The 14,204-nt window shown below is 67.4% G+C and carries 13 protein-coding genes and 1 tRNA gene; 3 read left to right on the top strand and 11 right to left on the bottom strand.

The genetic code is table 11. The features are described from left to right. Positions 1 to 10: 10 nt before the first annotated feature. Both Poly30_RS15390 and asnS read left to right on the top strand, forming a co-directional pair. Positions 11 to 823, top strand: coding sequence for a hypothetical protein (locus Poly30_RS15390; RefSeq protein ID WP_145198823.1), 813 nt, complete (start codon positions 11 to 13; stop codon positions 821 to 823). Positions 824 to 884: 61 nt separating this feature from the next. Then, a complete protein-coding gene (asnS, locus tag Poly30_RS15385; protein WP_145198821.1) occupies positions 885 to 2,210 on the top strand; it encodes an asparagine--tRNA ligase in 1,326 nt (441 codons plus the stop codon). A gap of 93 nt (positions 2,211 to 2,303) precedes the next feature. On the opposite strand, the gene Poly30_RS15380 is transcribed toward asnS, so the two are convergent. The 11 genes from Poly30_RS15380 to Poly30_RS15330 all read right to left on the bottom strand — a co-directional run bounded on the left by Poly30_RS15380 (position 2,304) and on the right by Poly30_RS15330 (position 12,779). Next, entirely contained in the window at positions 2,304 to 3,152 is an 849-nt protein-coding gene (locus Poly30_RS15380) for a hypothetical protein (RefSeq protein WP_145198818.1), read from the bottom strand. A 48-nt stretch (positions 3,153 to 3,200) separates the two neighbouring features. Then, positions 3,201 to 6,626: a DUF4388 domain-containing protein gene (locus Poly30_RS15375; protein ID WP_145198815.1), complete on the bottom strand. Its 3,426-nt coding sequence runs from the start codon at positions 6,624 to 6,626 to the stop codon at positions 3,201 to 3,203. A gap of 189 nt (positions 6,627 to 6,815) precedes the next feature. Further along, positions 6,816 to 7,466 carry a nucleotidyltransferase family protein gene (locus Poly30_RS28530; protein ID WP_419190223.1) on the bottom strand — a complete coding sequence of 217 codons (651 nt, stop codon included), beginning with the start codon at positions 7,464 to 7,466 and terminating at the stop codon, positions 6,816 to 6,818. Continuing rightward, on the bottom strand, positions 7,463 to 8,515 hold the full coding sequence (locus Poly30_RS15365; RefSeq protein WP_145198812.1) for a ThiF family adenylyltransferase: 1,053 nt from the start codon (positions 8,513 to 8,515) through the stop codon (positions 7,463 to 7,465). Before Poly30_RS15365 ends, Poly30_RS28530 begins: the two co-directional genes overlap by 4 nt. Further along, positions 8,515 to 8,919, bottom strand: coding sequence for a hypothetical protein (locus Poly30_RS15360; protein WP_145198809.1), 405 nt, complete (start codon positions 8,917 to 8,919; stop codon positions 8,515 to 8,517). The genes Poly30_RS15365 and Poly30_RS15360 overlap by 1 nt, the downstream gene beginning before the upstream one ends. A gap of 81 nt (positions 8,920 to 9,000) precedes the next feature. Next, positions 9,001 to 9,077 (bottom strand) — tRNA-His (locus Poly30_RS15355). Between the two features lie 125 nt (positions 9,078 to 9,202). Then, positions 9,203 to 10,057 carry an HDOD domain-containing protein gene (locus Poly30_RS15350; RefSeq protein WP_145198806.1) on the bottom strand — a complete coding sequence of 285 codons (855 nt, stop codon included), beginning with the start codon at positions 10,055 to 10,057 and terminating at the stop codon, positions 9,203 to 9,205. Between the two features lie 157 nt (positions 10,058 to 10,214). After that, positions 10,215 to 10,682, bottom strand: coding sequence for a VOC family protein (locus Poly30_RS15345; protein ID WP_145198803.1), 468 nt, complete (start codon positions 10,680 to 10,682; stop codon positions 10,215 to 10,217). Positions 10,683 to 10,702: 20 nt separating this feature from the next. After that, on the bottom strand, positions 10,703 to 11,215 hold the full coding sequence (locus Poly30_RS15340; RefSeq protein ID WP_145198800.1) for a hypothetical protein: 513 nt from the start codon (positions 11,213 to 11,215) through the stop codon (positions 10,703 to 10,705). Positions 11,216 to 11,295: 80 nt separating this feature from the next. Next, on the bottom strand, positions 11,296 to 12,501 hold the full coding sequence (locus Poly30_RS15335; protein ID WP_145198797.1) for a glycosyltransferase: 1,206 nt from the start codon (positions 12,499 to 12,501) through the stop codon (positions 11,296 to 11,298). Then, positions 12,498 to 12,779, bottom strand: a complete 282-nt coding sequence (locus tag Poly30_RS15330; RefSeq protein ID WP_145198794.1) for a hypothetical protein — start codon at positions 12,777 to 12,779, stop codon at positions 12,498 to 12,500. The genes Poly30_RS15335 and Poly30_RS15330 overlap by 4 nt, the downstream gene beginning before the upstream one ends. 108 nt (positions 12,780 to 12,887) lie before the next feature. On the opposite strand from Poly30_RS15330, the gene Poly30_RS15325 reads away from it, so the two are divergent. Beyond that, complete coding sequence (locus Poly30_RS15325; RefSeq protein WP_145198792.1) at positions 12,888 to 14,057, top strand: Gfo/Idh/MocA family protein; 1,170 nt, start codon at positions 12,888 to 12,890, stop codon at positions 14,055 to 14,057. Positions 14,058 to 14,204: the final 147 nt, after the last annotated feature.

Here is a 14,204-nt window from a genome sequence, read left to right as displayed (position 1 = left end):
TTCCCACGCCATGTACCTCCTCGCACTCAGCGCCGTCTGGCTCCAGGGACCCTCCAACGGTTCACCGTTCACGGACGCCCCCCTGCCGTTCGAACAGCTGAAGGCGCCGCCGGATACGGCTTTCGACATCCTGATGGCGTCCCTGGCCATGATCCTGCTCTCCGCGATCGCCGCGGGGGTCTTCCTGGGCGTATCGAAGCTCGGTGCGATCGAGGAGCTGCTCCGCAAGCAGGCGGCGAAGCAAACAGCGGACGCGGCCGCCCGCGAGGAGCGCCAGCAGCGCGCTCTCAAGGAGGTGGCTGACCGCCTCGCACGGGGGGCGATTGGCTCGGGAGGTGGGGGCGGGACCAGCGCAGGGAAGCCTGACTGGCTGAGCCCTACCGTCGACCGAGTGGTCGATTCGCTCGAGCGGCTCGAACGGGCGCAGAAGGCGGGAACCAGTCAGCTCGCCAACACGCTGGCGGCGATGGCCTCGACGCAGTTCACTCCCTCGGGCGCCGCGGCGGGAGCCAACCCGGCACCGTCCGCTTCCAGGGAGGATCGGCCGCACGCCTCGGATGGCGCCGATCCCTCGCGGGGCGGTTCGGACGAGACCCTCAGCCAGACGATCTCCTGCCGGATCACCTCGTTTCTGGAGGAAAAGGGCTACCACGACATCCAGATCGTCACGCCTCCCGAGGAAATCGACGCAGCTTTCGTCCATAGCGGGCAAGTGATCGTCGAAGCCAGGCGCGACGGTGTGATCCACAAGGGTAGAGTCTCCCTTCAGAACGGCACTCCGGCCGCCGTCGAACTGCGGCCGAGCCATTCCATCTTTCCCTGACGGCTTTCTCTGAAGGCCTTACCTGACGGCGCACGACCGCGCCTTACTTCCTCCGATTTCGATGTCTTCATCTTCCACTCCACGGGCTATTCCACTGGCGACGATCGAGCACCTTGACCGATTCGCCGGTCAGAACGTCGAGCTTCGCGGGTGGGTCCACAATCGGACGTCGAAGGGCAAGCTCCACTTCGTGACGCTGCGAGACGGCACCGGCTACGTGCAGTGCGTCCTCAAGAAGAACGACGTCTCGGACGAGCTGTTCGACACGATCGGAGCCGCCAGCCAGGAATCCAGCCTTCGCCTCTTCGGCGAGGTCCGCGCGGACGACCGCGCGCCCGGCGGCTATGAGATCTCCGTCACCGGCGGCGAGGTCTTGCAGTCGACGTCGGACTTCCCGATCACGCCGAAGGAGCACGGCGCGGACTTCCTGCTCTCTCGCCGTCACCTCTGGCTGCGTTCGCGCCGTCAGTGGGCGATCATGCGGACGCGCAGCGCGATCATGTTCTCGCTGCGCCGCTTCTTCGACGAGCGCGGGTTCCTCTGTATCGACTCGCCGATCTTCACGCCGTCGGCCTGCGAGGGGACGAGCACGCTGTTCGAGGTCGACTACTTCGGCGACGAGAAGGCCTATCTCACGCAGTCGGGCCAGCTCTATGCGGAGGCGTCTGCCATGGCCTTTGGCAACGTCTACACCTTCGGGCCGACGTTCCGCGCGGAGAAGAGCAAGACGCGCCGCCACCTGACCGAGTTCTGGATGCTCGAGCCCGAAATGGCGTTCGCGACCCTGGAGGACGTGATCTCGCTGGCCGAGGACATGATCGTTCGCGTGGTTTCGGACGTGCTGGAGACGCGGCGCACGGAACTCGACGTACTCGAGCGTGACATCTCCAAGCTGGAGGCGTGCAAGGGCGGCTTCCCGCGCATCACCTACGACGATGCGTCGAAGATCCTTCTGGAGCACCCGGATTCGGAGTTCGTCGAAGGCGATGACTTCGGCGCGCCGGACGAGGAGATCCTCGCGGCGATGCACGATCAGCCCCTCGTCATCACGCACTACCCCAAAGCCGTCAAGGCGTTCTACATGAAGGAGGCGCCGGAGAACCCGACGCGCGTCCTCGCGATGGACATCATCGGCCCGGAAGGGGCAGGGGAGCTCATCGGCGGGAGCCAGCGCGAGGAGGACCTCGACACGCTGCTCGCGGCGATCGCGCATCACCAGCTGCCCATGCAGGAGTTCGAGTGGTACCTCGATCTGCGGCGCTTCGGCTCCGTGCCCCACGGCGGCTTCGGCCTTGGGCTCGAGCGCCTGGTGCGCTGGATCTGCGGGATCGAGCACATCCGCGAGGCCTCGCCGTATCCGCGCATGATGACGCGGATTCGCCCCTGAGGCTCTGGGCCCTGAGGCTCTGGGCCCCTGAGGCTCTGGGTCCCTGAGGCTCTGGCCCTTGGGATGGGGGCCTGACGACCCCCCTGGGGGTGGCTAATCCAGCAGCGCTTCGAACCGATCCGCCTCTTCCATCTGGTGCGCCCACGGGCCGTCCGGGCGGAAGAGGTTCTTCGTGCCCGTCCACCTCGCCAGCGTCTCCGCGCTGCGGGTCTTGACCCAGGCGAGCGTGGTGATGCGCGGCCACGTTCTCGGGCTCTTCGCCTGGTCGGGCGTTTCCGCGCGCAGGACCGCCAGGAGGAAGTGGGTCAGGCTCTTCGAGAGTGGATCCCCACGCTCCGTGTCCTTCGCCAGGGCGAGAGCCGTCGCGGCGCATTCCACGCGGGTCGCCAGGTTCGGATGGGAGAACTCTCCGGCCGCGACCGCGGAGAGGCGCTCCCGGATCGTGGGGCCTCCGTCGGACAGCCCATCGGGCACGGAGCTCGCATCGAGCGCTCGGGCGCACACGATGTCCGCCCCGACGCTCCAGCGCGCGCCCGTATCGACGCGACGCTCGAGCTGGCCCAGCAGTAGGTCCTGCGCCAGGATCCGCGTCGGGGATTCGATGCGCTGATCGGCCAGGAGGACTCCGATCAGGATGCCCGCCCTGCTCGACCGTTCGGGCGTATCGGAGGCGAGGTGCTCACCGAGCTCCGACAGAGACTCTCGCTGTCGGTCGCCCGTCGCGGCTGCCATCTCCGTGAGCCAGGGCCGCGAACGCTCGGCCCAGCCCACCGCGGGTCCATCCAGCATGCTTTCGATCCCCGCCTCGTCATCGGACCAGGCAGCGATGAGCCCTGGCCCGCGGATCACCGAGGCCGCGGCTAGCACGGGAAGGATGAGGGCGATCGCCACAGATGTGGCTCGCCAGCGGAGACGAAGTGGCTCGGACGGGAGAATCTGCACCGGGACACGTTAGCCGGGTCCTGGCGCCAGGTCACATCCCAGTCCGAATCACTTCGGCGCGCCTGCGGAGTCGTTGGTTTCCTCTGGCATCCCACCGGGCTTCTTGCCGAGGGACTCGATGGGAGGAATCACCGGGAGGTCCGACGGGAGTTCGGGGCCCATCGTCTCCGGTACCTTGGCGCCATCCGCTGCGTCCGGTTCCTGGGTCTCGAAGGACGGGTCGAGCGCGCCCGGGGCATTCGGGACGATCCCTTCCGGCGCGGGCGGGCCAGCGAGGTCTTCCAGGGCGTCGATGCTCACCACCCGGTCGATTCCCGGTGGCAGGAACGCCCGCAGCCCCGCATGGTCCGCAATCCAGAGCACGGGGTGGTCGTCTTTCCGAGCGGGCGATTCCCATGCGACGTAGCTCCAGTCCCCGTTCTTGGTGATCTGGAACGACTCGGATTCGCGCCCGTCCTCGAAGACCTCATAGGCCTCATCGAGGACGCGGATCGTCCAGCCAGAGCCGTCGGCCGTGGCGGCGCGGAGCTCCTGGCCGCGAGTCCCGTCCGGCCGAAGGACCGTGAACAGACCCTGGAAGCCGTTGCGCAGCGCCGTGTCGCTGACACGGCTGCTCGTTCCTTGATCGTCGAGGAGCGGGCGCAGGCTGGTGCGCCAGCGCGCGATCTTGCCGCTCCTGAGCTGAGCGTGCACCTCGTCGCCGATCACGATCGGGCCGAAGACAGGAGGTTCGCCGATCTCCCAGGGCCCTTTGAGGTGTCCGTCTTTCGGGTCGAGGAGCCAGACGGATCCTGTCTCGGTCAGGAAGAGCAGCTCGCCGTTCAGGCTCGGCAGCGGAACCGGCCTGCGGGCGATACCGGAGACCGTCTTGATGTCCTGGCGCCAGCGGATCGATCCGTCCCAGGCCGCGCGAACGATCATGCCGTTCCGGTCGCAGATGATGTAGTCGCCGGTGGAGCCGTCGCCGATGGGGGCCGGAACAGCATCCACACGACCCTCGCACTCGACGTGAATCTCGTGGCTGCGCGAGAGCTGCAGGTCGATGTCCTGCGGACCTTTCACGACCAGGACGCGGCTGTCGAAGTCCGGGAGGTCGAAGCGAAGCTGCCACTCGTCCGCGAACGTTCCTTCGATCACGAAGGGGCTCTGACGCGTCACCGTTTCCTCTTCGCTACCTACGCGCGTGATCTGCACGCTGACGCCTGCCGGGTTGGTCTTGACCTGCCAGGGAAGCATCACCCGAACCGTCTCTTCGAACGCCTCTTTGAGGCGCTCGAGGGCCGCCGTGTGCTTCCCTGCCGCTGCGAGTTCCCTTGCCTCGATCACGGCATCACGCTTCTGGCGCGTCTCCGAGATCTCCTGGGCAAGGACGCGACGCACCTTGCCGGTCGGGTCGTTCGCGAGGATCAGGTCGAAGTGGTTGAGCGCTCGCTCGTACTCATGGCGCTCGATGGAGGCGCGCGCGAGCTTCAGGAGTCGGTCGTTCTCGGCGTCGATGGTCTTCTGTTCCGTCTCGAACTCCGCCACCGAGCGCTCGTGGGCGCGCTTGATGATGATCTCGTTGACCCCATCCAGGGCCTTGCGGAACTCGGCGAGATCCGGCGAGGAGAGCTCCTTGTCCGTGAGGGAATTCGCGAGCTGTTCTGCCTGTTGACGAATACGATCCTCGACGACCACCTGCTGGGGGGCGTGGATGGAGGGGCGCCCCAGGGCGTTCAGTTCTTCCTCCATCCGGCCCGTCATACCGAGCATGACTTCGATCGTCTTCGGCCAGGCTTCGGTCACGAGCTGCAGCCGCGGGACAGGTGGTAGCGCGCGGACCATGTCCAGGGCGAGGAGGTAGTCGCCTTCCGCGGCTTCCTTCTGGGCCGCGTGGTATTCGTCGAGCCACGAGTTCCGGAGAGTATTCTCCTCGGCGCGAAGCCTGTCCTCCAGCTCGCGGCGAAGGTCGCCCACCTCGAGCGAGGTGTCGTTCGCGAAGTGGACGTTGAGCTGAGCCAGAGCGGTCTGCGGGGAGTTCAGCATCGTCCGGATCTCGGAGATCTGTCCCTTGCGCTTTTCTTCGACCTTGACCTTGACCACGGCTCCGGCTCCGAGGAGCAGAGTGACCGAGGCAGCGATGGCCGCGTGGCGACGCATCTTCTTCGTACGGGTCGACTGGCGCTTGGCCTTCGTCAGGAGATCGCGCGCATCGCGGTTGCGCGGGTCCTTTTCGATGAGCGTGCGGAGCGGCCCCAGGATCCGGTCGGCGTGGCCTGCCGCCAGCATGTCGGTGCAAGCGCTGACGACCCACGGGCCGGCCTCTTCGACGCGGCCTGCGAGCACGAGGCCCATGCCAAGTTCGAGCCTTTGAGGAACGGCCGCGGGCTGAAGGAACGCGGCGATCGCAAGCGCGGGTCCGCTGCGCATCGGCGAGCCGTGCTCGCGCAATTCACGCGCGAGGTCGAGGATCTCGCGGACGTCGAGGTCGCAGCCCTCGCCCGCATCCCGAAGCCGCATGGCCGCGAGACGCAGCCTCGACATGCGATCCTGCGGACGGATGCGGGTGGCCTCCATCCAGTGGACGACCGCATGGGACGTACTACCGAGCGTGGCGTCGAGGCGGCGCAGGAGGCAGCGCACGTACTTGTGCTCCATGAGCCGCAGGGCCGACGTGAGTCGGCCTGCCAGCCATTCGTTGGCGAGCGCTTCGGCGTCTTCGGTGACGAGCGGTCCCGGCGTCCCGGTGCGACACCAGAGCGTCAGGCGTGAGCCAGCGCGACTGAAGTGCTTGCGCTGGAGTTCGTGCTGGGCGAGGCGAAGGACCTCGATCGGGTGGGCGATCCGCAGGCCGCCGGTGGCCAGTCCACCGATGATCGCGAGCTGAGCCTGGCGAATCGGCCAGCCGAGGCGGTCCGCGATCTCCTGGATGGTCGAGTTGCCGTCGCACGCGCCGACGAGACGAACCGGAGTCTTGCCCAGCTCATCTGCGTCTTGAACGCACGGGATGATCTCCGGCGAGATCAGGGTCGGATGTCCTGCCAGCTCGATTTCGTCCGCGATGCGGGCGTACTCGAGCAGCATGAACTCGACCGGGATGGCATCGCAGTGGATCTCGGTGGTGGGGAAGCCGTCTTCCTCCAGCTTGGTGACCCGGTCTGGAACGGGGCCGGGGTCGAAGCGGAAGTGAACGCCGCCCCCATCCAGGAGGGCGTACAGCGCTTCGAGTCGTGCGGCCTTGACGATTGGCTGCAGACGCGCAGCCTCCATCGTGAACGTGGGGTCGTCGGCCCAGGCGTCGCGCGCGCGCGCGCGCCAGGTGTCGGGCGACTCGTCGGGGTCGGGGAGGAGCCAGGCCTTCCCGTCCTCCATGCCGAGCACGGAGCGGTGGTCGCCACGCGAGGTGAGGGTGAGGACACCCTCCTTCCGGCCGCGCGCCAGGCCCTGCAGCAGCTCTGCCAGGCCGATTCCTCGTACGTCTCCCTGAAAGCTCATGAGAAGAAAGCCAGAAGGGGCTCGAGTGCTTGATAGAGAGGCATGGATGGAGGCAGGGTCAGATTCGCCTGGCGGGGAGGCATGGGGGTCGCGTGGGCCACGTCTCAAGCTTCGGCGCCCGTCACCCCCCGGCTGAAGCCAGACGCTCCGGAGCCCTCCGGAATCTTTTTCCTGATGCCGCCCCTGGATTCACTCCTGAAAACGGGTCCAGCGCGCACGCAGGCGCGCCAGGTCCTCCGGCGTATCGAGGTCGTCGAGCACGGCCGGCTCGTCGACGCGAACGCCAGCTAGCGGGTCCGCCGCAGGCCGCAGCGAACGCAATGGCTCCGTGGGGGAGAGCGCGCTCACCCTGGCGACCAGTTCCCTGCCGATCACGATCGGGTGTCCGTACCGCGAAGGCGGCGTCCCCTCGCCACGCCGGCCAGCCGCCTCGACCAGAGGGGCCAGCCAGCCAGTGGCCGGGCATTGCAGGGCTTGCCAGCGCTCCTCGATGGCGCGCAGGACGCGTGGGGAGACGAGCGGCACGTCCGCAGGCCAGAGGAGCAGATCGAGCCCCTCGCGTTCGCGTGCCGCCGCCTGGACGCTGGACGTACGACCCGATGCCCAGTCCCGGTTCTCGACGACCGCTACCTCTTCGCCGTACGTGGAAAGAAAGGCCGAGATCGGCCCGTGATGGGCCCCCGTCACCACCAGCGCAGGGACCTTCGAGGGCGTTAACCCTTCGGCGATCGCGGCCAGCATCCGCGCGAGAACGGTCGCGCCGCCGATCGTGGCCAGCGCCTTCGGCTCGCCCAGTCGTGAGGACGCGCCGCCCGCGAGGATGACGGCCGCGAGGCTCACGCGCCGATCCAGCGGGCGACGAGGCTCAGCGCGCGCCCGGTGTCCTCGGTGCCCTCGACGAGAGTGCGTCCATCCTGAAAATGGGTGAAGCGGTGGCCGTCCGCTTCGAATCTCAGGAGCGGGCCGAGGCGACGGACCACGAGGCCCGCGTCTCTCAGCTGCACTTCGACCGCGTCCAGCGACGGATCGCTTCCCGGCTCCCGTTCGCGCTGGGGCATCACCTGAACCGTATTCCGTCCACAGAGGGAAACGGCGTCGGTGCGGCTGCCGCTGGAGTCCAGGAACTCGAACGTTCGAAGTCCGCAGGTGGGGCAATCGTCGGCTCGCGGCACCGTCAGGCGCCGAACGGTTCCCGACCATGCGTCGAGTTCCAGAAGCGCGGGCTCGAGCCCTGCGCTGTTCCCGCTAAGGATCCGGAGCGCGAGCCCCGCCTGCATCGAAGCGATGACGCCGACGGCGGGCCCGATCACCCCTGCGGTGTCGCACGTGGGCAGCATCCCGGGCGGCGGCGGATCGCGGAAGATGCAGCGCAGACACGGGCCACGACCCGCCAGCACCGGAAGGATCAAACCGCCCGAGGAAACGACGCCGCCGTAGATCCAGGGAATGTCCCTCGCCACGGAGAAGTCGTTGATCAGATAGCGCGTGGCCATGTTGTCCGTGCCGTCGAGGATCAGGTCCACGCTGGCGCCGAGCCTCAGCAGGAGGTCCGCGTCGAGATGCGCGGCATGCGCTTCGATCGAGGTCGGTCCTTCTACCTGTGCGAGGACCTCACGGGCGGCAAGTGCCTTCGGGGCACCCGCCCTGGCATGCTCGGCCGTGAAGAGCACCTGACGCGGAAGATTGGTCTCTTCGACGATGTCGCGGTCCACGATCACGATGCGCCCGATGCCGGCGCGGACCAGCCACTGGGCGAGCACGCCGCCGAGCGCGCCGCAGCCGACCAGGAGAACGCTGGACCGTCCCAGCGCATCCTGCCCACCCTGACCGAGCGCCGCAAAACGCGTCTGGCGTGCGAACCGATCTTCCTTTTCGAACTCCGGCTCCATCAGTGGAAGATCCACCAAGCGGCGGCTCCAACGAGACAGAGAACCAGCGCGACGATGCCGATGGCGATGGCCGTGGCGGCGCGATCGCTCTTCGGCGTTCGATCGATCTCGACCCAGTTGAAGTAGCGCCGCGCGCTTCCTTCGACGGCCGCGCCGCAGTGGGGGCAGGCATCACCCTGGAAGTCGTCCCATGGAATGACGCCGTCGCACTCCATGCAGTAGTAGTTCCGGGCCTCGCCGCCTTCCTCGACGCCCGGGGCGTGGGACCGGTTGCGGTAGTAGTCGATGGCCTCGGCGTTGCGCTCACCGCGCGTCTTCGACCAGTGCTGGTCGGACATGTTGCCGTAGCTCTTGCCGTCGGCCTCGCGGTAGTGGCTCGCGCGTTCGGGCTCCGACTCGCTCATAGCTGATCCTCACGAGAGCCCCACGAGAACACGATGCAGGGAAGAGGAGGGCCCGACCGCCAAGCAACCCGATGAAGGGGGTGGGGTGGATAATGGGACTTGAACCCACGACCTCCGGTACCACAAACCGGCGCTCTAACCAACTGAGCTATATCCACCATCCGGGCCGCCCCGACGCAGTGTGGTTCTCGCGTCGAGGCCCAGAGGATCGAAAGCGCGGGCGTGATTGTCAAGCCTGACTCCGGAGGTCCTGCGGAATGTTTTCCCGGGACCCCGGGAGTGGTCACCCGCTGACGAAGTCGCGGGCGCGGGACATCTCGGAGCCCAGGAGGCCCGTGAGTTCGGCCAGGTCCGTCTGTCCGAGACCGGTCAGGTCGCAGGCGGCCTGGCTGATCTCGTAGAGCAGCGCGTGCGGATCTGCATTTTCGCTCTCCTGCTCGACCTGCTGGGTCAGGATCTCGGCGAGGTGAATGGTGGCAGCCAGCTCGGCGTCCGCGCCCGCCATCTCGGGGCTGTGGTGGTGGCGGATCACGTCCACCAGAACCTCCGGGAGCGACCAGCGCGTGGTCAGGCGCGCGCCGATTTCGGCGTGGTGCATCCCCAGAACTTTCTTCTCGGCGTCGATCAGGCTCGAGCCCGAGAGGGCGACGGCGCGGATGGCTTCCATGCCGCTGTCGAGGAAGCGGTCCAGCACCAGGTGCCCGATGTTCTCCAGGAGGCCAGCCGTGTAGGCGCGCTCCGGGTCGACCTTGCCGTGGCGGCTCGCGATGATCCGGGAGCCGATGGCGTTCGCGACGCACATCTCCCAGCGTCGCTCCATGTTGCTGTCCTTCGCGCTTCCGTAGTCACGGAAGTACTTGCCCGCGCTGGACGTCAGGACGAGGTTGACCAGCGTCGTGACGCCGAGGAGGTTGCCCGCTTCGTGCAGCGAAGCGATCTCACGCTGGAAGCCGTAGTACGCGGAGTTACAGAGCTTCAGAACCTTCGAGGTGATCCCGGGGTCGGTCTGAACGAGATCGATCAGCTCGCTCGGCACGACGTCCTTGCGGCCGGAGAGCTCCAGGACGCGGGCCGCGACGCCGGGAAATGGCTCGAGACTGCGCATCTCGAACATGAGGTCCTTGAGTGGGATTTGCATGTGCAGGAACCGATTCTCGGCTTGCCGGGGGGGGCATAGGGGTTTTCGGCCAGCGGCCTCCCCTCACTGCACTGCAAATCCTTTGCGTCTTCGTGTCGGCGTCCCAGGGTGCGACTGGGGCGTGCGAGTCACCTTCCCGTGTCACCGGAGCCGCCGATCAGGACGCGAAGAGCCTGGAGCGATCCTTGAAGCCCTTGAACTCCAGCGCGTTGCCCGACGGGTCACGCAGGAAAAAAGTGCCTTGTTCGCCCGGCTCGCCCTGGAAACGAATGCGCGGCGCAATGACGAAATCAGCCCCGGCAGCGCGAAGGCGCTCGCCCAGCGCCTTCCAGCTTTCGAGTTCGAGCACGATGCCGAAATGGGGCACGGGGACACGATCGCCGTCGACGGGGTTGTCTCCTTCCTCCGGAAGGGTCATCTCCTCGTCGAGATGCACCGTGATCTGGTGCCCCCCGATGTCGTAGTCGATCCAGCGGACGTCCGTGCGTCCCACTCTGGACCCGAGCAGCCCGATGTAGAACTGCTTCGACGCCTCCAGGTCGTGAACGCGCAGGGCGAGGTGGAAAGGCGAAAGCGCCTCGCCGAACGGCGAGTCTGATCTCAGCTGAGCTTCTGTGGGTTGCATCGAGGACGATCTTGGGGCCGTTACTTGATGTAGATCTCGTGACCTTCTTTCTTGATGGCTCCGAGTCCGCGATACAGCTCCTTGGCCTTGTCGTCGTCCCCATTCTGGAGCGCGATCTCGAGGTCCACGAGCATCCCGGTGACCGAGAGCATCTGCTTCTTGAACTCGGCCTGATAGGCATGAAGTTCGGCGCCCTCGAGGCCATCCGGCGACTCCGGCGGGTGCATGAAGCCTTCGAGCGCCGCCCCCTCCATCGTGACGCAGAGGGCGATAGCCTCGGCCTTTTGGTCCGGCTTGCCCAGCATCTTGCGAAGGCCCTTCATGCTGCTCTGCATCCGCTCCATGCTCTCGTGCAGGACGCCGCCGTGTTCATGCTCGTCGTGCTTCTCACCGTCCTGGGCCAGGCTCGTCAGAGCGCTTGCGTCGGCCGCGCTCGCGTCCGCGACGACCAAGCTCCTGGAAATCGCGGTCCCTCCGAAGATCGTCAGAGCGAGGGCGAAGGGGGCAGCGGTGGAGAGGGAGAGGTTCATCATGGTCGTTCCGGTGAGTGGCACCGGCGGATCACCGAGGAATCGAAGGGGAAGCCGGGTCGCCCTTCGCGGGCGACCCGTTGTTACTGACGCCCGAGCATACGCTTCCAGGCCGCGCAATGGGCGAGCGCTGCGGCCTCCCACGTAAAGGGTTTGGCGGAATCCGCTCGCTGGCGGCGGAACTCGGGGTCCGACCCCGCGGCGAGCCCCAGCTCCAGGGCATCGGCGATCTCGACCGGATCACTTTCGGACACGAACCATGAACCGGCGCTTTCGCCGAGCACCTCTTCGAACGCGGGTAGCTTCGAAGCGATGAGCGGTAGCCCCATGCGCGCGGCTTCCAGGGGCGTCACGGGGCTTGCTTCGTCCTCGGCCAGGTGAAGGAGGAGCGTCGCGCCCGCCACGCACCGCGGCATCCGCGCCTCCTCGGGCTCGTCGATCCATCGGACGGCCGCCTGGCCGTGACGGACGACGAGGTGCCCGACGGCCTCTTGCAAGGCCGCGGCAGCATCGCCGGGTCGTCCAACGAAAAGGAGCCGCGCGTCCGCGCGCCGCTGGCGGAGAACGTCGAAAGCGGCCAGCGCCTCCACTGGAAAGCGTGCGGCGCGGATCGCGCCCAGGACCAGGATGTCCCGGGTCGGCCGGATGGGAGGGGGCGCGACAGCCCGTTGAGCGCTCGATTCCTCGAGATCGCGCTGCCAGTGCTCGCTTCCTACCGGAGAGCGAAAGATCCGATCGGGAGGGACGCCGTACAGCGATTCGACGCGCGCCGCGGCATCCGCGCTGAAGACGATGACCCCCGCCGCGGCCAGGCAGGAACGCGCCTGACTCTCGGCGGCCGCCGAGCCAGGTGGCGCGAACTCCGCGACGGCGATGGAGAACGGAACGGCGCCAAGGGGAGGCCAGTCGGGTGCGACGCGATGGAGGAGCCCCGCTCGGCGACTCGGCCCCAGGACGAGGCGCGCGAGCCGCGGTGCCCGCTCGCCCAGCGCGACGGCGCGACGGGGAAGGCGCGTGATTCGGCGGGAGAAGTGGGGGCCGGTGGAGGGCGCGTCCTCGAGTCCGAGCGGAGATCCCTCCATGGGCCGCGGTGCGCGACCTACCTCGAGAAGCTCGAGCGGAAAGGCGTTCCGGGCAGGCAGGCGCACCAGCGCGCGCACCAGCTCCCGAACGTAGCGACCGACACCGGGCGCGTGACCTGGCCCGGAGGTGTAGTCCAGGGCGACGGTGGCGTCCAGAAGAGACCCATGCGCCGGGGCCGCTCCATCGGTTCGGTCGGCGCGCGTCAACGGCGGCTGGTCGCCCCTGGCCCGCCGCTGCGATTCTGCGACTGCTGGCTCATGGCCTTTTTCACGTGCGCGAGCGGTTCGTTGACGAGCGGGCTCGGCTCCCGCCGCTTGCGCTCCCGGATCTTCTCCAGATCGGTCTGGCTGGGCCGCTCACCCAGGAGCCCACCGTCCTCCTCGAAGGCCTGAAGCAGGTCCTTCACGAGCGCCTTCAGGAAGGGCAGCACCCAGGGAAGGGACGCAAAGACGAAGACGAACTTCAGGATCTCTTTGAGTTCCATGGGCCGGGCGGTTTGATTGGATACGGGTGAGGAGCGCTCCGCCTGGAGCAACCTGTCCCTCATCGTACGATTTGCCTCCGATCCGAAGTCCCTCGACTCGAATATCCGATGACGCCGCCCAAGAGCCCGAAACCCATCCTTTCCGTCGGCCTGATCGGTCAGCGCTTCATGGGGAAGGCCCATTCGAATGCCTGGAGGCAGGCGCCGCGGTTCTTCGACCTGCCGGTGGTTCCCGAGCTCCACACGGTGGCCGGACGCGACCCCGAGTCGCTCCAGGCCTTCGCCGACAACTGGGGCTTCGCGCATACGACGACGGACTGGCGGACGCTCGCCGCCGACGACGACGTGGACCTCGTCGACATCGTGACGCCCAACGACCTGCACGAGGCGCCGGCGCTGGAGATGCTGCTCGCGGGCAAGCACGTCGCCTGCGAGAAGCCGCTGTCCTCGACGCTGGAGGGAGCACGTCGGATGCGCGACGCGGCCGCCGCGCCCGGCGCTGGCCAGACCTTCGTCTGGTTCAACTACCGGCGCTGCCCGGCGGTCGCGCTGATGCACGAACTCGTCCAGGAGGGGCGCATCGGCGAGGTGCTACACGTGCGTGGGACCTACCTGCAGTCCTGGGGAGGCCCTGAAACGCCCATGCTCTGGCGATTCGACAAGGAGCGCGCGGGGAGCGGCGCCCACGGCGACCTCAACGCGCACATCGTCGATATGGCCCGTTTCGTCACCGGCCAGGAGTTCGAGGCGATCCACGGCGCCATCGCAAAGACCTTCGTCGAGGAGCGCAAGAACGCGGATGGCTCGATGTCCCCGTCGACGGTGGACGACGTCGTTTCGTTCCTGGCGATGATGGAGAGCGGCGCGACGGCTTCGTTCGAAGCGTCGCGACTCGCGCAGGGGCACCTGAACCGAAACACGCTGGAGATCAACGGGACGAAGGGCTCGGTGCGCTTCGACTTCGAGGACATGAACGTGCTGAATTTCATCGACGGCACCGAGCATCCGCGGACCCGCGGCTGGCGCCGGATCATGTGCACGGACGGCGAGCATCATCCCTACGCGGGCGCCTGGTGGCCGGACGCTCACGTGATCGGCTACGAGCACGGTTTCACGAACATGGTGGCCGACATCTGCCAGGTGCTGGGCGGAGGGGCGCCCCGCGTGAAGCTGCCGGACTTCGCCGATGCGTTCGAGACCCAGGCGGTGCTCGAGGCGGCGCTGATCGCGGCGGAGCGCGGCGCGATCGTCGAGATGGGGAGCGTTCGGGAGGGCTGAATCCCACGTCGCGGCGAACGGGCGATGGGGGGGAGCTGTCCTGATCCGGGGCACTCCTCGTCGCCGGGCAAGGGCCAGGAACGCAAGGCCGCTCGGGCCGCTACTCTTGGGCGCCCCGAGTTCCGATTCCACCCAACCACCGACGCC

Source organism: Saltatorellus ferox (genome assembly GCA_007751475.1).
Lineage (GTDB): Bacteria > Planctomycetota > UBA1135 > UBA1135.
The sequence above is the reverse complement of the archived record's forward strand: the minus strand, read 5'-3'. Positions and strand labels throughout refer to the sequence as shown.

Coding starts and splice junctions, on each gene's coding strand:
- Poly30_RS15365 (WP_145198812.1), bottom strand. CDS start 8,515: ATGGAGCCGGAGTTCGAAAAGGAAGATCGGTTCGCACGCCAGACGCGT.
- asnS (WP_145198821.1), top strand. CDS start 885: ATGTCTTCATCTTCCACTCCACGGGCTATTCCACTGGCGACGATCGAG.
- Poly30_RS15360 (WP_145198809.1), bottom strand. CDS start 8,919: ATGAGCGAGTCGGAGCCCGAACGCGCGAGCCACTACCGCGAGGCCGAC.
- Poly30_RS15375 (WP_145198815.1), bottom strand. CDS start 6,626: ATGAGCTTTCAGGGAGACGTACGAGGAATCGGCCTGGCAGAGCTGCTG.
- Poly30_RS15345 (WP_145198803.1), bottom strand. CDS start 10,682: ATGCAACCCACAGAAGCTCAGCTGAGATCAGACTCGCCGTTCGGCGAG.
- Poly30_RS15350 (WP_145198806.1), bottom strand. CDS start 10,057: ATGCAAATCCCACTCAAGGACCTCATGTTCGAGATGCGCAGTCTCGAG.
- Poly30_RS15330 (WP_145198794.1), bottom strand. CDS start 12,779: ATGGAACTCAAAGAGATCCTGAAGTTCGTCTTCGTCTTTGCGTCCCTT.
- Poly30_RS15340 (WP_145198800.1), bottom strand. CDS start 11,215: ATGATGAACCTCTCCCTCTCCACCGCTGCCCCCTTCGCCCTCGCTCTG.
- Poly30_RS15325 (WP_145198792.1), top strand. CDS start 12,888: ATGACGCCGCCCAAGAGCCCGAAACCCATCCTTTCCGTCGGCCTGATC.
- Poly30_RS15390 (WP_145198823.1), top strand. CDS start 11: ATGTACCTCCTCGCACTCAGCGCCGTCTGGCTCCAGGGACCCTCCAAC.